The organism is Ureaplasma miroungigenitalium (assembly GCF_025780085.1).
GTDB classification, from domain to species: Bacteria; Bacillota_I; Bacilli_A; order Mycoplasmatales; family Mycoplasmoidaceae; genus Ureaplasma; species Ureaplasma miroungigenitalium.
This window is the reverse complement of sequence record NZ_JAOXHL010000002.1, coordinates 85,788-102,130: the sequence shown is the minus strand read 5'-3', so window position 1 is coordinate 102,130 and position 16,343 is coordinate 85,788. Positions and strand designations below refer to the sequence as shown.

Below are 16,343 nucleotides of genomic sequence, written 5' to 3'. Positions count from 1 at the left end.
CAATGAAATTTACAGATAAAAAAATAATTAAAAATAAATGTAAGGATTACATGCAAATTTATGGCATGTCTCGTTATGAAGAAAAAGTTGTTGACTATTTAAAAGCTAGTGTACAAAACACTGGTTTAGAATACCAACGTGATGCTTTAGGTTCAATTGTTTACCACAAACCAACAAAACAAGCTAATGCCCCTAAAGTTTTAATTGATGCCCACATGGACGAAGTTGGTTATGTGGTTAGCGAAATTACAGATGAAGGGATGTTATTAATCTCAGCTATGGGTGGAATTTGACCAAACGTTGTTATTGGTACACCAGTAAAACTAGTTGTTAAAGATAACGCCATGATTAACGGGGTTGTTGGACATACATCAATCCACATTCTAGAAGCTGATAAACGTAAAGCAGCTTATGAAGCTAATGATTTATATGTTGATGCTGGTTTCAAAAACAAACAAGAAGCACTTGACATGGGAATTAAAGCAGGAAGTCTAGTTTATTTAGCTAATACAGACATTGACTTTGTTAATGATGATTTAGTAGTTGGTAAAGCTGTGGACAACCGTGTTAGTTGTGCTGTCATTGATTTATTAATTAATGAATTAGCTAAAAAAGAATTAGCTGTTGATGCTTACTTCTCATTAACTGCTCAAGAAGAAGTGGGAACACGTGGAGCAAAGACAACTGTTAGTTTAATTAATCCTGATGTAGCGATTATTTTAGATACAACAGCGAGTCATGATACATATAAAGCAATTAAAGGAACAACACGCCTGGGTGAAGGTATTGCCTTTAGAATTAAAGATAGCGAAACATTAGCTAACCCACGTTTACTAGCTTATTTTGAAGAATTAGCTAGCCAAAAAAACATTCCATGTTACCGTTATGTAGCTAAGGGTGGGGGAACAAATGCTGCTGAAATGCAATACAGCCCGGCAGGTGGAAGCATTATTTTAGGTTTATCAATTCCTCAAAGATACTTACACGCACCAATTGGTGTTTCTGATGTTAAAGATATCCAAGCAGCTGCGAACTTAATTTACGAATTCTTAGTTAACTTTAACGCACAAAAATTCAGCGAAATTCGTTACAATTAATTTTTTAAAAAACAGTCTACCCGACTGTTTTTTGTTTTTTATTAATCATCTTGGCTAGCTTTTTAGGTATTATAATGTTGAAAATTCGCAAAAAAGATTATCGGTGCATTTTTTCGCTAAATCAATTTATTAATAACATATAATTTTATTATGTTTAAAAGAATGCATAGGTAACAATATGGCAATCAAAAGATTCTTACGAAACACAAATGAGGACGAACCAATTAGTCCAGTAATCCAGAATTTAGTCGATCAATTAAAGGAACGGGAAAACAAGATTAAAAATCACCCCGTTATCCCTGTTCGCGAATATGAGGGTTATCAAAAAATTATTGAAATTAAAAATTTAGATAAAGAGTTCAAGGTCAAGAAAAATAAGTTTAAAGCCGTGAATAATTTAAGTTTGAATTTTTATAAAGGCTTAAACACAGCCTTATTAGGTTCCAATGGTGCTGGAAAAACCACAACAGTAGAAATGGTAGTGGGAATTTCCAAACCAACAGCGGGGCATATTAATTATTTATTCCCAGGCATTGTGAACAATAAAATGGATGCTTCGAAGATTGGTATTCAATTCCAAGATTCTTCTTATCCTCAAGGTTTAACAGTCCAAGATGTTGTTGATACAATGAACCGCATCTATGGATCTAAAACAACCGGTAAGGAATTAGAATATTTAATTAAAGTTTTTGGTATTGATGAATTTTATTCTAACAAAGCTGCTTCGTTATCAGGTGGTCAACACCAACGTTTAAACGCCCTTTTAGCCATTATTAATAAACCGGAATTAATTATTTTAGACGAGTTAAGTACAGGGTTAGATTTAAAAATCAAAACCCGATTAATTCACTTTATCAAGGATTATGCTAAAGAAATTAATTCGACCGTTTTAATTATTTCACACGATATTCGTGAAATTGAGTTATTAGTTGACCGGATTATTATTATGAGCAAAGGGAAAGTTGTTTATGATAAAACTAAACAAGAGACAATCGAATTATTTGGTAGTCTAGAAAAATGTTTAGACGAATATATTTAGAGGTAAAAGTATGTTATTAACATTTGATAAAAAGCCGAAAAACAAAGAAGCCAGCGGCACTTTTGCCGGAATTATTCAGATTATTAACAAGCATTTCTGAAAGGCTTTTGTGGGACCATTCTTTGCGTTTGGTTATCCTGTTGTTTTTACATTAATTTTAGGAACCATTTTTAATTATGAAATGATTCTTGGGGCCACATTCTCCATTGGTCCACTAGCGATTGCTTGTATCGCTTTACCAACAGCGCTGTTTGAATTTAAAAAATCGACACTGTTAAAACGGATTGGAGCGACTAATATTAAGCCGATTAATTTCTTATTATTTACAGCTTCATACTACTTCATAATTATGATTTTTTCAGGATTATGAACTGCTTTAATTTCTTTGGTCATTTTTGGATCACGATACTTTCAAGTGGGGAAGGAACTTTATTCATTTACTTTAGGAGTGGGTGAAGATTTACAAAAAGTTATTGTTCGTTCGCCATCTTTAAAAGATTTATTTTCACGAATTCACTGACCAAGTTATATTTATAGCTTTATCGCTTTAACGATCGTCTCATTATCAGTTGGTTTATTTATTGTCTCAGTTTCCAAATCAATCTTAACTATTCAAGGTATTGGATCTACTTTACTGATCTTAACTATGTTCTTGTCAGGACAAGTGCTCCCATTAGCCCAAATTGTTAAAGTGGAAGCCATGTGGTATCTATCCTACCTAACACCATTTAAGTCCCCGATTATTCAAAACACAATGGCCTTTCAAGGGGTCACAGAGGCGAGCCAAAACTTTTTAGTAAATAGTGAATGAGTACCGTTTGAAAACAACTTATACTCACATGCTGAATACACTAAACTATTAACTTCTTTGGGTCAATATTTAAAAGTAGCACACTTAGATCCACAAAACCCTTTATTCCAACCAGAGGCCTTTGTAGGTGATATGTCAACTTTTAATGACCAACACCACAACGCCTTAGAATATGATAAATATAATATCTTTGATGTTAATAAAGTTTACCAAACTATTAACCCTTTGAATACTGCACAAACAGCCAATGATCACTTCAAAAATATTTTAGATATTTCAATTAAGACGAATTTGCGAACATTAATGGATACCAAGTCTACACCAGCGCAAATTGATGAAGCACAAGGTTTCTTATTAATGTTTGTCTGAGAGACACCTAAATCAAATAATCCACTAAACGTAGGTCAAGTCTTGAACCAAAACAACCAATACTTCCAAGAGATTAAAACAATTAATAGCGAAAGCGATTTCAACGAACTACACAAAATTTGATCTGAAAGAATTTTAGCAAATAAGTTCATACAAAAATATGCTAACGCTTATGTCCAATACACACCAGATGCTATCCCTGATTCAGCATTCATTAAGATTGGAACGAAAGCTGAAAACATCTTGAACTTCATTCTCCCATTTGTTTGATCAGCTGTTCTTTTAGGATTTGCTTCAAAATCATTCCGTTGAAATACACGTTAAAAAAAGAACCACTAATGGTTCTTTTTTTATGTCTATACAGGTTTTTTAACATAATTTAAATCTAACGCACTTCAATCAGTTTGTAGATCAAATAAGGCAAAAGGCAGGTTTTTTAAAAAGCTTTCATAATCAAATGTTTGCTCGTTGATTTCTAATAATTGAGAGTAGGGGATTTGCTCAATCGTTGCTGTTTTTTCGCTTTTTAAAATAACGTGATAAGTTTGATGATAATAAGCATATAATTTATCACCTTTAGCATCTAAAAAGACTAGGGCGTCTTTTTGGTTATAACTTAGCAGCTTTAAATGATCAGCTGTATATAAATCTACTTGATATAAAGCGTTTAGTGTTTTGGCGATAATGCCACTAACACGTAAGCCTGTAAAACTGCCTGGTCCATTGTTCATATAAATGGCTTGCAAATGATCAGTGATGCTTAGCTGATGCTTAGCTAGTAAATTAAAGATTAATTCATTGACTAGGTCGGTCAGATTATTTTTAGTTGGAACAATCAAATAATCAATTAGTTTTTGTTTTTCATATAAGCCGATAATGCAGTATGATGAACAAAGATCAATATATAAACTAACATTCTTCATATAAATGTTCCTTTAACTCCGCAATCTTAGTATTAAATTCTGTGGGTAAATCGGTTTGTAAAGTTAATAATTGATTAGTAATTGGATGCATAAATTCTAAAAAATATGCATGTAGATATTGTTCATAACTAGTAACTTTTTTCCGGTTTGAATACAGGGGATCGTTTAAAACGGGATGATTCATATATAAACAGTGAACACGAATTTGGTGTTTACGACCTGTGATAATTTGGACCTCAATTAGTGCTGAATTACGATATTGTTCAACAACCTTGAAAATACTAGTGGCATCCTTACTGTTTTTGGCATGCCCAGTTTGCATGCGTAAGCTATCATCATAACTATAACCAATCGGTTCGTTAATTTGAAAATGTAAATGTTGGTCATCAAAACGGTTGGCTACTAAAGCATAGTATTTTTTCACAACTGCACGATTCATAAACAGTGTTTGCATTTTGGTATATGTTGCTTGATCTTTAGCGAATAAGACTAAACCTGATGTATGTTTATCAATTCGGTGTACAAGATAAAAGTTCGGTGTTTGTAAATAATATTGTACAGCATTAACTAGTGTATCTTGTTCATTGAATTGCGAGGGATGTACTAGCATACCACTTGGTTTGTTGATGACCAAGAGCGATGCATCTTCATAAATAATTTCTAAGGGATAGTTATAATCAGCCTTGGTTTTAACGTTTTCAATAGTACTTAATTCTTGATAAGCAATGACATCTTGGTTATCGACCATGGTTTTAGCTTTAATTGGTTCATCGTTAATAGTAACCAAATTTGCTTCGATCATTGCTTTAATTTGTGTACGTGAATATTCAGTTTGCGAAGCTAAAAATTTATCAACACGAACAGGGGCTTCTAGATCGGTGACAACGATTTCGTTACTCTTCATCTGAATCATTTTCCTTCTTAGTTTTTTTGTGTTTATGATCATCTCTTTGATCTACAACATCTCAACCAAATGGATTTTTATCAACCGTTGTGATTTCTAAATCTTCATCTTTAGCTAATTGATCAGTGTCATTGTCTTCACGGTGTTCTTTAATTTTTGAATCTTTTCCTTCGTTTTTTGCTTTAACAAACGAAATAATCATTGTACTTAGTAGATATAAAATTAATAAACATACAAAAACAACGATGTAAACGTCAAATAAATTAATTATTGATTTGGCAAAAATTCAATAATCTACGACTCCGTATTTAATGTCATTTCCGCCACCAGTACCGGCATTTTTAAAGATTTCAGGATATAAATTTAACAGTTCTAATGGTTCGTCAATAGATCGGTCAATAACATTCCCCATTGTTGAAAAAACAATGAACATTAAGCAAATATAATAGGCGGGATTTGCTAAAGCGAAGATAGCCAAAAAGCCAATCACAATCGGAATCGATTGTACAAAAAAGACTAAGTGATGACTTTTTTGGGAAAGCTGTCCTAAACCTAACCCATTGTTAATCGTAAAATGAAATAAACCGCTAATTAGTTTTTGATCAGGTTGTAAAACAACATCTAAGTAATGTTGACGTAAAAGAAAACCTGATAAAAAAACAATTAAACTAATGACTACAAAGCTAATAATTTTATAAACAATTGTGTCAAGTCGGAAAAGTTTTTGTAAATATTTACGAAAACCAGTTGATTTAACTTTTTTTAATGACTTGTCAAACAACGTAATTTGTTTTAGCTTTTCATGTATTTTAATAAAAGGATTATTTGTTAAACGCATTTTAGTTAGTATATTTCTCAGGGTGTTTTGAACGCATTAATTGGACGAATTCAGCTTTATCCATATCCTTATATTCGTCCATCAAGGCTTTACATTCTTGATATTCATTAATCGCTCATTCTTGGTTTTCAAAACCATTGATTAAAACTGTTTTATTTTGAAGATTTTTGTAATTTTCAAAGAAATCTTTAATTTCTTTTAAAAGATGAGCTGGGACATCATCTAATGTTTGGATGTGGTTATAACGTGGATCGCAATCAATCACAGTGATTAATTTCGTATCTGTTTCTCCGCCATCAATCATTTTCATTGCTCCTAATAGACGAACTGGAACATTAATTCCTGGATTAAAAGCTTGGTCGGCTATAATTAAAGCATCTAATTCATCACCGTCGTAGTCTAACGCTTCGCGAATAAACCCATAATTTTGGGGGTATGAATTAGCTCCATACAAGATACGATCAACGTTGATTTCTTTCGTTACACGGTCGTACTCATATTTAATATTTGAATGTTTTGGAATTTCAATTGTGACATTTAGTTTCATAATTACCTCTTTTTCTGCTTTATAATATTATATTAAATATTATATTAATATCTTGTGTTTAATCGCAAACTTATATAACATGATTGAAAGTAGTTGTCTATGAAATCAACAAATAATTTTAAAAAACCGAAAAGCAAATTACAAATAGTGTTGGCCAAAGTTATTCGATACGATGACCAAGCTGTTTATTTGCAACTCAAAGATAATAGTTATGCCTATTGTTTAAAACATAATGTATCTGATTTTAAGCCGATTGATATCGCTAAAATTTTTGCAGAAAACAAATACTATAAATTTATGTATCTTTTTTATGATCACGAACGTAAGATGCCTGCATTAAATTACAAAATTATCCACCCGATATTAATCAAAAATAAGAAAAAGTCTTATCCAACATTGTCACATGACAGAAATCTTAAACAATTTTTAAATGAATTGTTGGCAAAGGAAGAATAACTTATGTTTTGAAGATTAATTAAAAACTTTTATGCCTATTTGTGAAAAAATAAAGGTTCATTTATTGGATTGGGGTCATTAATTTTTATTAGTGTTTTTGCTTTTTCACTATTGAAGAACACTTCAACAAGTTTGAAACAATCCTACAATAAATTAGTTGATGAACAAAAATTACACAATGTGGTTGTTAATGAATTTTATAATGATCAAAACAAGGATGCTGCTCAAAAAAAACTCGAAGCCCGTTTAAATGAATTAAAAACCTTTTATCAAACTAAAGGGATTGATTTAACTTACGAAAGAACGCGAGCATTAATAGTTAATGCGCCGCAACAAGATGTTAACTACCAATTATTACAATATAATAACAACCAAAGCCTAAACACTTTTGATGCCACAACAATTGATGTTTTAGATAAATATAATTTTGTTAGTTATGATTTAAATCAAATTTATTTATTAGCCCAAAATGACGTACAGGACTATATCGTAGCAGCGAAAGATAAGTATTTCAATGCTTCACTTTTTAGTGACGATGTTTCAACACTAAACGAGAATGAATTAAAAGCGCAAGTGATTAATGACCCTAAAACAGTTTATGAACAAACAGAAGCGGTTTTACAAGCTAAACAAGTTCCTTCTTATTTAGCTGTTTACCAAGCTTTCTTGCAAAACCAAGCATTTTTAAATGATACAAATAATATACATTTTATTTACCGATTGCGTTATGAAAATCACGCCAAAATTTTACGTGATCACTTAACGATTTGAAATTATTTATTACACGAACTGCCAGCTCAAATTAATAATGGCGAGGAAGGTTTAAATACTTTAAGAAATTCAATTATTGCATTAATTGATCAACAAGCTAACTTAGCTTCACCAGCTAAGAAGACGTGAAAAGACTTTGTAATTAATAAAAATAATGCTAACCCAAATGGCTTAATTTATCAAACTTACTATGATCGAATCAAGATTGATTCAGATTTTAAAAAAGAAACAAACGTTGTTGATTTGAACACGATGGCTGATTTACCCAATTCAATTGCTGCACGTCGTTTCATCTTGGCTCAATTAGTTTATGCGAAATGAGGGGACAACAATCAATTATATGCAGATTTTGTGCAAGCAAATGAATATGCTAAACAACATCCTGAATATGACCCTTTAGATTTAAAAACTTATCACAATGATCCAACTTTTACCGCTCAAACAGCACGTAAGGTTGCTACCCAATTCCTACTAATTCTCTATCCTTCTAAAAAAGGTATAGCATCAATGCAAGAAGTAAACGTGGTTGCTAAGGCTCACCGTATGAGTTTCTCATTTATTCCAGCCGGTGTCCCAATTCCAGCATATTTTGATATGCAAACATCATATCTAGCCGTATCTACACCCTTCTTTTTAAAACAACATAACAAGAAGGTTTATGATGCTAATCTTTATTTAGAAAACATAAGTAAAATCCATACCCAAGAAGCTTTTGAAAAATATTTCAATAGTATTAGTGATGAATTTAAGGTTTATGTAGACACAACACCTTATTTATTAATTAAAACAGGGCTAACACCGAACTACATGTTCCCGATTATTAATTTCTCATCTCTAATCCCAAACCCCGAAAAAGAAGCTTTAATATACGTCAACAACAATGGGTTTGAACGAACATTTGATGGCTTCCGTTCAAATCCCATTGAAAATAACTTATATATTCGTTTGAACACTAAAGACGAAGGTTTAATTAAACAGTTTACAACAGATTTAAATAAATGAATTGTTGCCAACGAAGTTATGAGCTGACCTTCACAAATTGATGCAGCTTATGTTGCTGAAGATACGAACAATAAAATAACACCAGCTCCTTTACGGTTAGTGTTTGTTCGAAAAATTACCACAACAATCCAAACCTTCTCTTCCCTAATTACTTTACTGATTTTAGCACTATCAATTTTTGTTATTGTTATTATCGTTAATCGTTTTATCTCACAAAACAAAATTACAATTGGAAACTTAATGGCCAACGGAGTTAATCGTTGAAAAATTATTGCAAGTTTTTTAACAGTAGGTATTATCCCTTGTTTATTTATGGGGATTATTGCTTTCGTTAGCGCACACTTTAGTCAATCATTTGCCATTGATCTTCTAAAAGATTATTGGATGGTGCCAACCCAAACAATAACATTTAATTTTGGGGAACTAATGACCGTTATTATAATTCCATTCTTAATTTTTGCGGGCATCGTAAGTTTAATGTTATGAAAATTAACAAACAAAAACGCAACAGATTTAATGAGTGGAATTGAAAGTAATAAAGTTTCTTGATTTGTTCGTTTATGAACAAGACATCCCGCACGTGAAAACATGGGATTCACGCGTTATGCCTTCATCTTATCCTTCTCATCACTATCGCGGGTAATTTTATTATCTTTAATGATAATGTTCTCTTTTGGTTTAATTTTATTTGTAACTAATACGAGAAGTAAAATAGTGGATTCGATGAATTCAAGTTTAACAACTAAACGTTACCGCTTTGCTATTGAATTTAACTCGCCAACTAAGCAATCTAGTCAGTTCCATAGTGTTTGATCAGACAAGCTAGGGGTTAATTTACGTATTCCTGATAATACTGAAGATTTAAACCAAAATTATGGTGTTTCAGATTATTCTAATGATGTGCGTATCTCACCGTTATTAAATAATTATCTTAACCTTAAATTATTTGGTGAGAAGGATGATATTCGGACTAAATACGATATTGGTTATCTAACAAATGCCTTCCAAATTAAACAATTTTTAGACTTTAATTTTGGTTTAGCTAACCAAATTACGAATCCATGAGAAATCACGCGATCTTTAATTCCTGAAAACTCATTATATATGGTTAATCGTCAATACGATTTATGAGCATCAACAAGTGTTAATGATCATAGTATTTTAAGTAATCAGTTCAAAGCAACAAACACTGATCAAGAGACAAAAAACCGACTGGCTAAATTAGCTTATGATGTTTTAAAAATTAAAGATTACCAAAGCTTAAAAATTGTTCGTAACAACAATGACTTAATGACTTATTTACGTGAGTTAATTAAACAAAGCCCACATCATCAATTTGACAAGACAAAAAATTATGTTTTTGATATTCGTTTACTTGATGATCAAATTAATTTCCAATATCTGCGTTTAGTTATTAGTTTTGATGAAAACAAGCAACAATGAACTACTAACCAATCATTTGAAATCAACGATACACATAGTGGATTAGCTTTAGCCCACGTTTATTACAAAGAAGACCAAGCAGAATTTAAATTAGAAAATGATTTAATTACTAACTTCCATTTCTTTGATGATTGATATTTTGATACCTACAGGAATGATCGCAAATTTGCTAATTTCCAAGTTTCTTTCAGTTCGTATTTACGTGCGCGGTTCTTAAAAGAAAATGAACAAGGATCATTTAAATACCAACAAAACTTTACATTACCGATTTTCAAAGCCTTTATAGCTAGTAAATATCTAAATCAAAAAATCGCTTTCACATTGTTTGATAAAGATAATGCAAAGAGTAATTTCGAATTGTTGGTAGACGATTGAAACGACTTGCAATTTGATACCAAAATAATTGATGAGCAACCAGTTTATTGCGTGAAAAATATTAAAACTAACGAGGAAATACATTTAACTAATCAAACGTATTATGTTCATTATGATATTGATTCGAAAAAAGCGACAAACCAAGCAGAAAACAATAACATTGCTAATAAAGTACACTTAGATTACATTCACTATGTCTTATTAACCCACCCTAACTGAAATCCATTATTCAAACAAAAATGAGGGGGAATTAGCTTTAATACCTTGGTTTTAGACCCATATAAAAATGAAAATGAAGAATACGATGAACCATTTGTTTATGTGGATGCTAATGTGACAAAAATTAATAGCAATTCAACCAATGAAAAACAAAAACAAAAGGCTATTAAGTTGATTGGTTTAGTTGATGATTCACATGCTGTATTATTGAGTCATAAAGAAACAAAAATTAACGATTTACTGTTTAACAATCAAGAAAAAGATGTGATTCCAGTCATCATTAATAATGTCTTTGCTAAATACTATAATTTAGGTATTGGGAATACATTAACGATTAAGATTAATAACCACACTGATCGTTTATCATCACATAAACAAAATCATACTGCGACTTTGAAGGTTGTCGCTATTAGTGATAATAATCAGGAATTACAAATTTACACTAATATTCATCAAGCTGCTCATTTATTAGATTTGCATGCTGATCCATATAGTTCAACACAAGCGAACAACACAATCTATCCGTTTAATGGTATTTTCACAAATAAAAAGAGCCCTGATATTTTAACGAACATCACGCCTATTTTCTCACTAAGTGGATTATATCCAGTACAAGAACGTTGAAGTAAATCTCAACAAAACATTAATTTAATTAACAATATCATTAATCCATCATCAGATGATTTAATGAAGGCAAATGATCCTCAACAAGCCCAATCATTAATTTATCACTCTCAAAAGCTGTTATTAAATGCTTTAGAAGACTTCCATGATATTGTTGAATTAAAAGATTACTTACGCCAATTCGGAGATGAACGTGCCCAAGCCGGACATGTTATTGACTTATTAGTTAAGAAATATGGTTACAGTACTTATCAAGCTTTAATCAGTAATGTGGAACCGGTCGATGTTATGTTTAACGTGTATCAGACAGCGAACAACACAATTAACAAAATCGAAATTACAATCATTTTCTTATTTATGTTAATTATCTTATTAACAATTATTTTAATGATTACAAACTCATTTAATGATTTATTAAAAATTGCACGTATGTTAAAGAACATGGGATATTCAAACCAAAAAAATGCGGTTTTATTCCTACTATCTTTCTTACCAGCCCTATTAATTGGAATCATTTTAGCAGTGCCATTTAGTATTGGTTTAATTGGCATGTTTAACCAAGCAATCTTTAATGCCTTTACAATCTTCATCCCAAGTGTCTTTGTCGTATGACATTTTGTGGTCATTATCTTGGCTTTAACGGTTATTTTCATTATTTTATGAGCAATTGCATATTATGCATTAAAAAAATCAGATGTTGCTAGTGCATCGAAGAGGGAATAATTATGCGTAAAATTATTGGTAATATTATCAAAGCTAACAAGATTTTTGATTTAATTCAAAATCATGACAAAATTTGTGTTGGTGTTTCAGGTGGTAAAGATTCGATGACTCTTTTATACGCCCTTGGAATCTTTAAAAAGATGATGAAGAAAAATTATAATTGGGATATTGAAGTCGTTGGAATCCATTTAAAAATGAATTTATGCCATATCGACTATGAACCGATTATTAACTTCTGAAAAGAGCAGGGAATTTACTTTCATATCGAAGAAACTAATATGGGGGAAATTCTACGGGCTAACATGCATAAAAATAAAATTCAATGTTCGTTATGCTCAAAATTAAAAAAAGCTATTTTAATCCAAACAGCTAAAAGATTAAATTGCAACAAAGTAGCTATGGGACACCACGCCGACGATGCGATTGAAACATTCTTTATGAATATGATTTATGAAGGCCGAATTGCTACTTTCAAACCATCAATGTTTATGGATAAAGAACAGATGATGTTTATTCGCCCACTAATTTTATGTCGTGAAAAAGATATTATTAGAGCAGCGAAAACAATTGATAATATGCCCGTTGTTCCGTGTGGATGCCCGATGGAAGGGTTTACTACTCGCGACGGCATGAAAGACTTTTTAAATCGGAATTTTTATCACGCTGATGATAAGAAATTACGCTTAGCTTATAATAACTTTATGGCCGCTCTAATGAATGGTAAAGAATTCAATTTATGATTTATGGACGAAGATAAAAAGGTGGCCGATTTAGACTTGCGATCATTAGCCGTGAATGATCATTGTGCAATTAAAAAAGCGGAAACAACAGGTTGTGATTGAACAGATGACCGATCTGATTATGATGATTAGAAAAAAAGGAGAACTTTATGGCACGAATTTATTTTGCCAATGCTTTATTTAGTGAAGCTGAATTAGATTTTAATAAGAAAGTTGTGGCCGCAATTCGCGAACAAACGAAATATAGTGTATATTTACCACAAGAAAACTTTGCTATTAACGATAAAACACAATGTGCTGATTCGTTAAAAATTTATGAAGCTGATAGAAATGAATTAGATCAATGTGATTTGTTAGTAGCTGTTTTAGATGGGCTAACAATTGATAATGGGGTATGTACGGAAATTGGTTATTTTGCTGCCTTAAAGAAACCGATTATTGGGTTATATACAGACTCACGTCGTATGTATAATTGAAATGATGAACAAGCTAAAACTCAATTATTAATGCAACCATGTGAATCACAATATGCTTATGTTAATTTGTTCGTTGTAGGAGCAATTAAGGCCAATGGCAGCATTGCTACAAATATTCCTGAATTAATTCAGAAGATTAATGCCCACAAACATGACTAACAAACAAAAAATAATTCTAAAGAGTCTTTTGGGATCATCTTTTTTCTTAATCACAGTTCCTTGTTTAGTTGCTTGTAGTCAGCAAAAAGAAGAGACTTTTGATGATTACAAAAAGAATATTTATAACTTTCAAGAACCAAAAGATATTCCATACGCAGTACAAAGCTATCAATATCCCTTGAATTTATCAAATATTTTAGGCAACACGTTAATCACTGAATTAACATTAGAAGCGTCATCAGTTGTTTTAGAATTCAAACTAATTAAATTCTACGAACCTATCGCCCAACAAATTTTCTCTCCCAATAAATCAATGGCTGATATTGCTTATTTACAAATGGATGTGCAAAATGAAAACACAGGCGAACAAATGACTTGAACAATTCCAGTAAAGGTTCCTGATTTAATCAAAGAACGTCATGTGTCTTATAGTTTGCCAACATTAGATGAGGCATCTGCGCAAACTGATACTTTTATATGAAAACAAGCACGTTTTTTGGATAGTGAATCGCAAATTATTTCCCAATCATTTGATTGTCTAGATAAACCGATTAGTATTAATCACTCACAAGGATAATAAATATGAAGTCAAACAAATATGTCATTGCTTTGGATCAAGGGACAACTTCGTGCCGGAGCGTCATTATTAATGCCCAGGGAAGTATTGAACACGTGGAAAAAAACCAAATTGTGCAAATCTTCCCCCAAACATCATGGGTTGAACAAGATGCTAATTTAATTTGAAACACCCAATTATCAACTTTATTAAGTGTTTGTGCACACGCCAATTTGCAGCCTGATCAAATTGCTTGTTTAGGGATTACTAATCAGCGGGAAACCATTGTTTGTTGAAATAAAAAGACAGGGATGCCACTATACAATGCTATTGTATGACAAGACCAACGAACAGCGGATGTTTGTCGTGCTTTAGAAGGTTATGCGCCAATAATTAAAGCTAAAACTGGCTTGGTTTTAAATGCATATTTTAGTGCTTCGAAAATTGCATGAATTTTAAAAAATGTTCCAGCAGCCCACGAAGCACTAAAAAATAATGACTTATTGTGTGGGACGATTGATAGTTGATTAATTTGAAAACTAACTAAAGGTAAAGTTCATGCAACTGATGTTTCAAATGCTTCAAGAACACTTTTATTTAATATTCATACATTACAATATGACCAAGAGTTATTAGATTTATTCGATATTCCTTTAGCAATTTTGCCTGAGGTGAAACCATCAGGTAGTTTGTTTGGTTATGTTGACCCAAGTTTATGAGGAGTTAATAATGATGTCCAAGTACCGATTACAGGGGTTTTAGGAGATCAACAAGCTAGCTTATTTGGTCACTTGTGTTTACAACCGGGGATGGTGAAAAATACATATGGTACCGGATGTTTTATGCTGGCGAATACAGGTCACCAGATAATTAATTCACAACATCATTTATTATCTACAGTTGCGTGACAAATAGAAAATGAACCCACTGTTTATGCTCTAGAGGGATCAGTTTTTATTGCTGGTGCAGCTATTGAATGGTTGAAAGACGGCTTACGTATTATATATAACGCTAAAGAGTGCGATTTTTACTCGAATTTAGTTAAAGACCAAGAAAATCCGGTTTATTTAGTGCCTTCATTTTATGGGTTAGGAGCCCCTTATTGGAACTCATATGCCAAAGGTGCCATCTTTGGATTAGATTTAGATACAAAACGAGAACACATTGTTTGAGCTTGTTTACAATCAATTGCTTATCAGACATCAGACTTATTAAAGGCGATGCAAGACGATTTAGCATTAGATTTTCAAGAAATTAAAGTTGATGGCGGGGTAAGTCAATCAACTTCGTTAATGCAATTTCAAAGTGATATTGTACAAAAAGTGATTCATGTACATAAAGAAATGGAAACTACTAGTTTAGGTGCGGGATATTTGGCTGGTTATGTTAATGGCTTTTTTGCCAATTTCGATCAATTGCAGGACCAAAAAAATGCTTACAATGAATATACACCGAACATGGATACATCAGTTGCTAAACACCATTTAAAAAAATGAAATCAAGCAATTCAAAGAGTTTTTGATTGATCAAAAGAATAGAAAAACCAAGAGCTAATACTCTTGGTTTTTTGGTCACAAATAACTGAATTGCACAGTTTAATACTATTTTCGTGATGGTGGAGATGAGGGGGTTCGAACCCCTTTCCGCAAAGCTTAATTAATAACTTCTACAGTTTAGTTTTATTTTAAAATACTAAAATAACGAAGTAATAAAACGAACTTATAATTATTTTAGAATTCATTATCGTACGACTTTTTTAAAGGAATAAATTAAAAACTTTAAAAAGCGCTGTTGTCAAATGAAGCTAGATTAATCACCAACAGTAATAATTAAAATAACTAACTAACAATTAATTAAAAAGCGTAAGCTAATTGTTGGTTGTTAGCAGAAGCCATTGCTAAGTGAGCAAATGAAACTTCTTGTTTGTTTGTTTGTTTAGCGTTTATAAAAAACCTCACAGCTATAAGGGGCATACCCCACTGCCGTTAAAAACGAATTCTTCACGTCGAATCCAAGTTCATCCCCGTTTAAATATTATAATATAGTTTTTATCAAACCAATAACCTTTTAGAAGATTATATGTTTTTGTTAGCATTTTAGGTAACTTACGATGTTTAACTATGTTCTTATAATCATAGTTAAGTCTAAGATGTTCTAACAAAAAATGGCGTTGGTTGCAAATATGGTTATTGCCGATGTTGTTTTAAGCTTCATCATATGGCATTAGTTCAATTAAAGATTAATCAAGCAACCTAAAAAATGATGATAAAT

The 16,343-nt window shown here is 31.8% G+C and carries 13 protein-coding genes and 1 other RNA gene; 9 read left to right on the top strand and 5 right to left on the bottom strand.

Translation table 4 applies throughout. The features are described 5' to 3' along the window. Positions 1–2: 2 nt before the first annotated feature. From OF376_RS02225 to OF376_RS02215, 3 genes are all read left to right on the top strand, one after another. Positions 3–1,097: a M42 family metallopeptidase gene (locus tag OF376_RS02225; RefSeq protein ID WP_263821895.1), complete on the top strand. Its 1,095-nt coding sequence runs from the start codon at positions 3–5 to the stop codon at positions 1,095–1,097. Between the two features lie 178 nt (positions 1,098–1,275). Further along, positions 1,276–2,136 carry an ABC transporter ATP-binding protein gene (locus OF376_RS02220; protein WP_263821894.1) on the top strand — a complete coding sequence of 287 codons (861 nt, stop codon included), beginning with the start codon at positions 1,276–1,278 and terminating at the stop codon, positions 2,134–2,136. A gap of 10 nt (positions 2,137–2,146) precedes the next feature. Continuing rightward, positions 2,147–3,640 carry an ABC transporter permease gene (locus OF376_RS02215; RefSeq protein WP_263821893.1) on the top strand — a complete coding sequence of 498 codons (1,494 nt, stop codon included), beginning with the start codon at positions 2,147–2,149 and terminating at the stop codon, positions 3,638–3,640. A 32-nt stretch (positions 3,641–3,672) separates the two neighbouring features. On the opposite strand, the gene tsaB is transcribed toward OF376_RS02215, so the two are convergent. The 4 genes from tsaB to OF376_RS02195 are packed head-to-tail and all read right to left on the bottom strand — an operon-like array spanning position 3,673 to position 6,528. Beyond that, positions 3,673–4,239, bottom strand: coding sequence for a tRNA (adenosine(37)-N6)-threonylcarbamoyltransferase complex dimerization subunit type 1 TsaB (gene tsaB, locus OF376_RS02210; protein WP_263821892.1), 567 nt, complete (start codon positions 4,237–4,239; stop codon positions 3,673–3,675). After that, the gene (locus OF376_RS02205) at positions 4,226–5,152 is read right to left on the bottom strand and encodes an RluA family pseudouridine synthase (RefSeq protein WP_263821891.1); all 927 of its coding nucleotides are present in this window, start codon (positions 5,150–5,152) and stop codon (positions 4,226–4,228) included. Before OF376_RS02205 ends, tsaB begins: the two co-directional genes overlap by 14 nt. Further along, positions 5,133–5,981: a lipoprotein signal peptidase gene (locus tag OF376_RS02200; RefSeq protein WP_263821890.1), complete on the bottom strand. Its 849-nt coding sequence runs from the start codon at positions 5,979–5,981 to the stop codon at positions 5,133–5,135. The genes OF376_RS02205 and OF376_RS02200 overlap by 20 nt, the downstream gene beginning before the upstream one ends. Before the next feature lies 1 nt (position 5,982). Next, positions 5,983–6,528 carry an inorganic diphosphatase gene (locus tag OF376_RS02195; RefSeq protein ID WP_263821889.1) on the bottom strand — a complete coding sequence of 182 codons (546 nt, stop codon included), beginning with the start codon at positions 6,526–6,528 and terminating at the stop codon, positions 5,983–5,985. A 99-nt stretch (positions 6,529–6,627) separates the two neighbouring features. On the opposite strand from OF376_RS02195, the gene OF376_RS02190 reads away from it, so the two are divergent. Genes OF376_RS02190 through glpK form a run of 6 tightly spaced genes read left to right on the top strand, consistent with a single transcriptional unit; the run spans position 6,628 to position 15,610 of the window. Further along, on the top strand, positions 6,628–6,984 hold the full coding sequence (locus OF376_RS02190; protein ID WP_263821888.1) for a hypothetical protein: 357 nt from the start codon (positions 6,628–6,630) through the stop codon (positions 6,982–6,984). Positions 6,985–6,987: 3 nt separating this feature from the next. After that, on the top strand, positions 6,988–12,141 hold the full coding sequence (locus OF376_RS02185) for an ABC transporter permease (RefSeq protein ID WP_263821887.1): 5,154 nt from the start codon (positions 6,988–6,990) through the stop codon (positions 12,139–12,141). A gap of 2 nt (positions 12,142–12,143) precedes the next feature. Next, positions 12,144–13,013 (top strand): tRNA 2-thiocytidine biosynthesis TtcA family protein, encoded by an 870-nt coding sequence (locus OF376_RS02180; protein WP_263821886.1) that lies wholly within the window; start codon positions 12,144–12,146, stop codon positions 13,011–13,013. A gap of 17 nt (positions 13,014–13,030) precedes the next feature. Beyond that, entirely contained in the window at positions 13,031–13,516 is a 486-nt protein-coding gene (locus OF376_RS02175) for a nucleoside 2-deoxyribosyltransferase (RefSeq protein ID WP_263821885.1), read from the top strand. Then, a complete protein-coding gene (locus OF376_RS02170; RefSeq protein ID WP_263821884.1) occupies positions 13,509–14,093 on the top strand; it encodes a hypothetical protein in 585 nt (194 codons plus the stop codon). Before OF376_RS02175 ends, OF376_RS02170 begins: the two co-directional genes overlap by 8 nt. A 5-nt stretch (positions 14,094–14,098) precedes the next feature. After that, positions 14,099–15,610 carry a glycerol kinase GlpK gene (glpK, locus tag OF376_RS02165; RefSeq protein ID WP_263821883.1) on the top strand — a complete coding sequence of 504 codons (1,512 nt, stop codon included), beginning with the start codon at positions 14,099–14,101 and terminating at the stop codon, positions 15,608–15,610. A 75-nt stretch (positions 15,611–15,685) separates the two neighbouring features. On the opposite strand, the gene ssrA is transcribed toward glpK, so the two are convergent. After that, positions 15,686–16,097, bottom strand: a transfer-messenger RNA (tmRNA) gene (gene ssrA, locus OF376_RS02160). Positions 16,098–16,343: the final 246 nt, after the last annotated feature.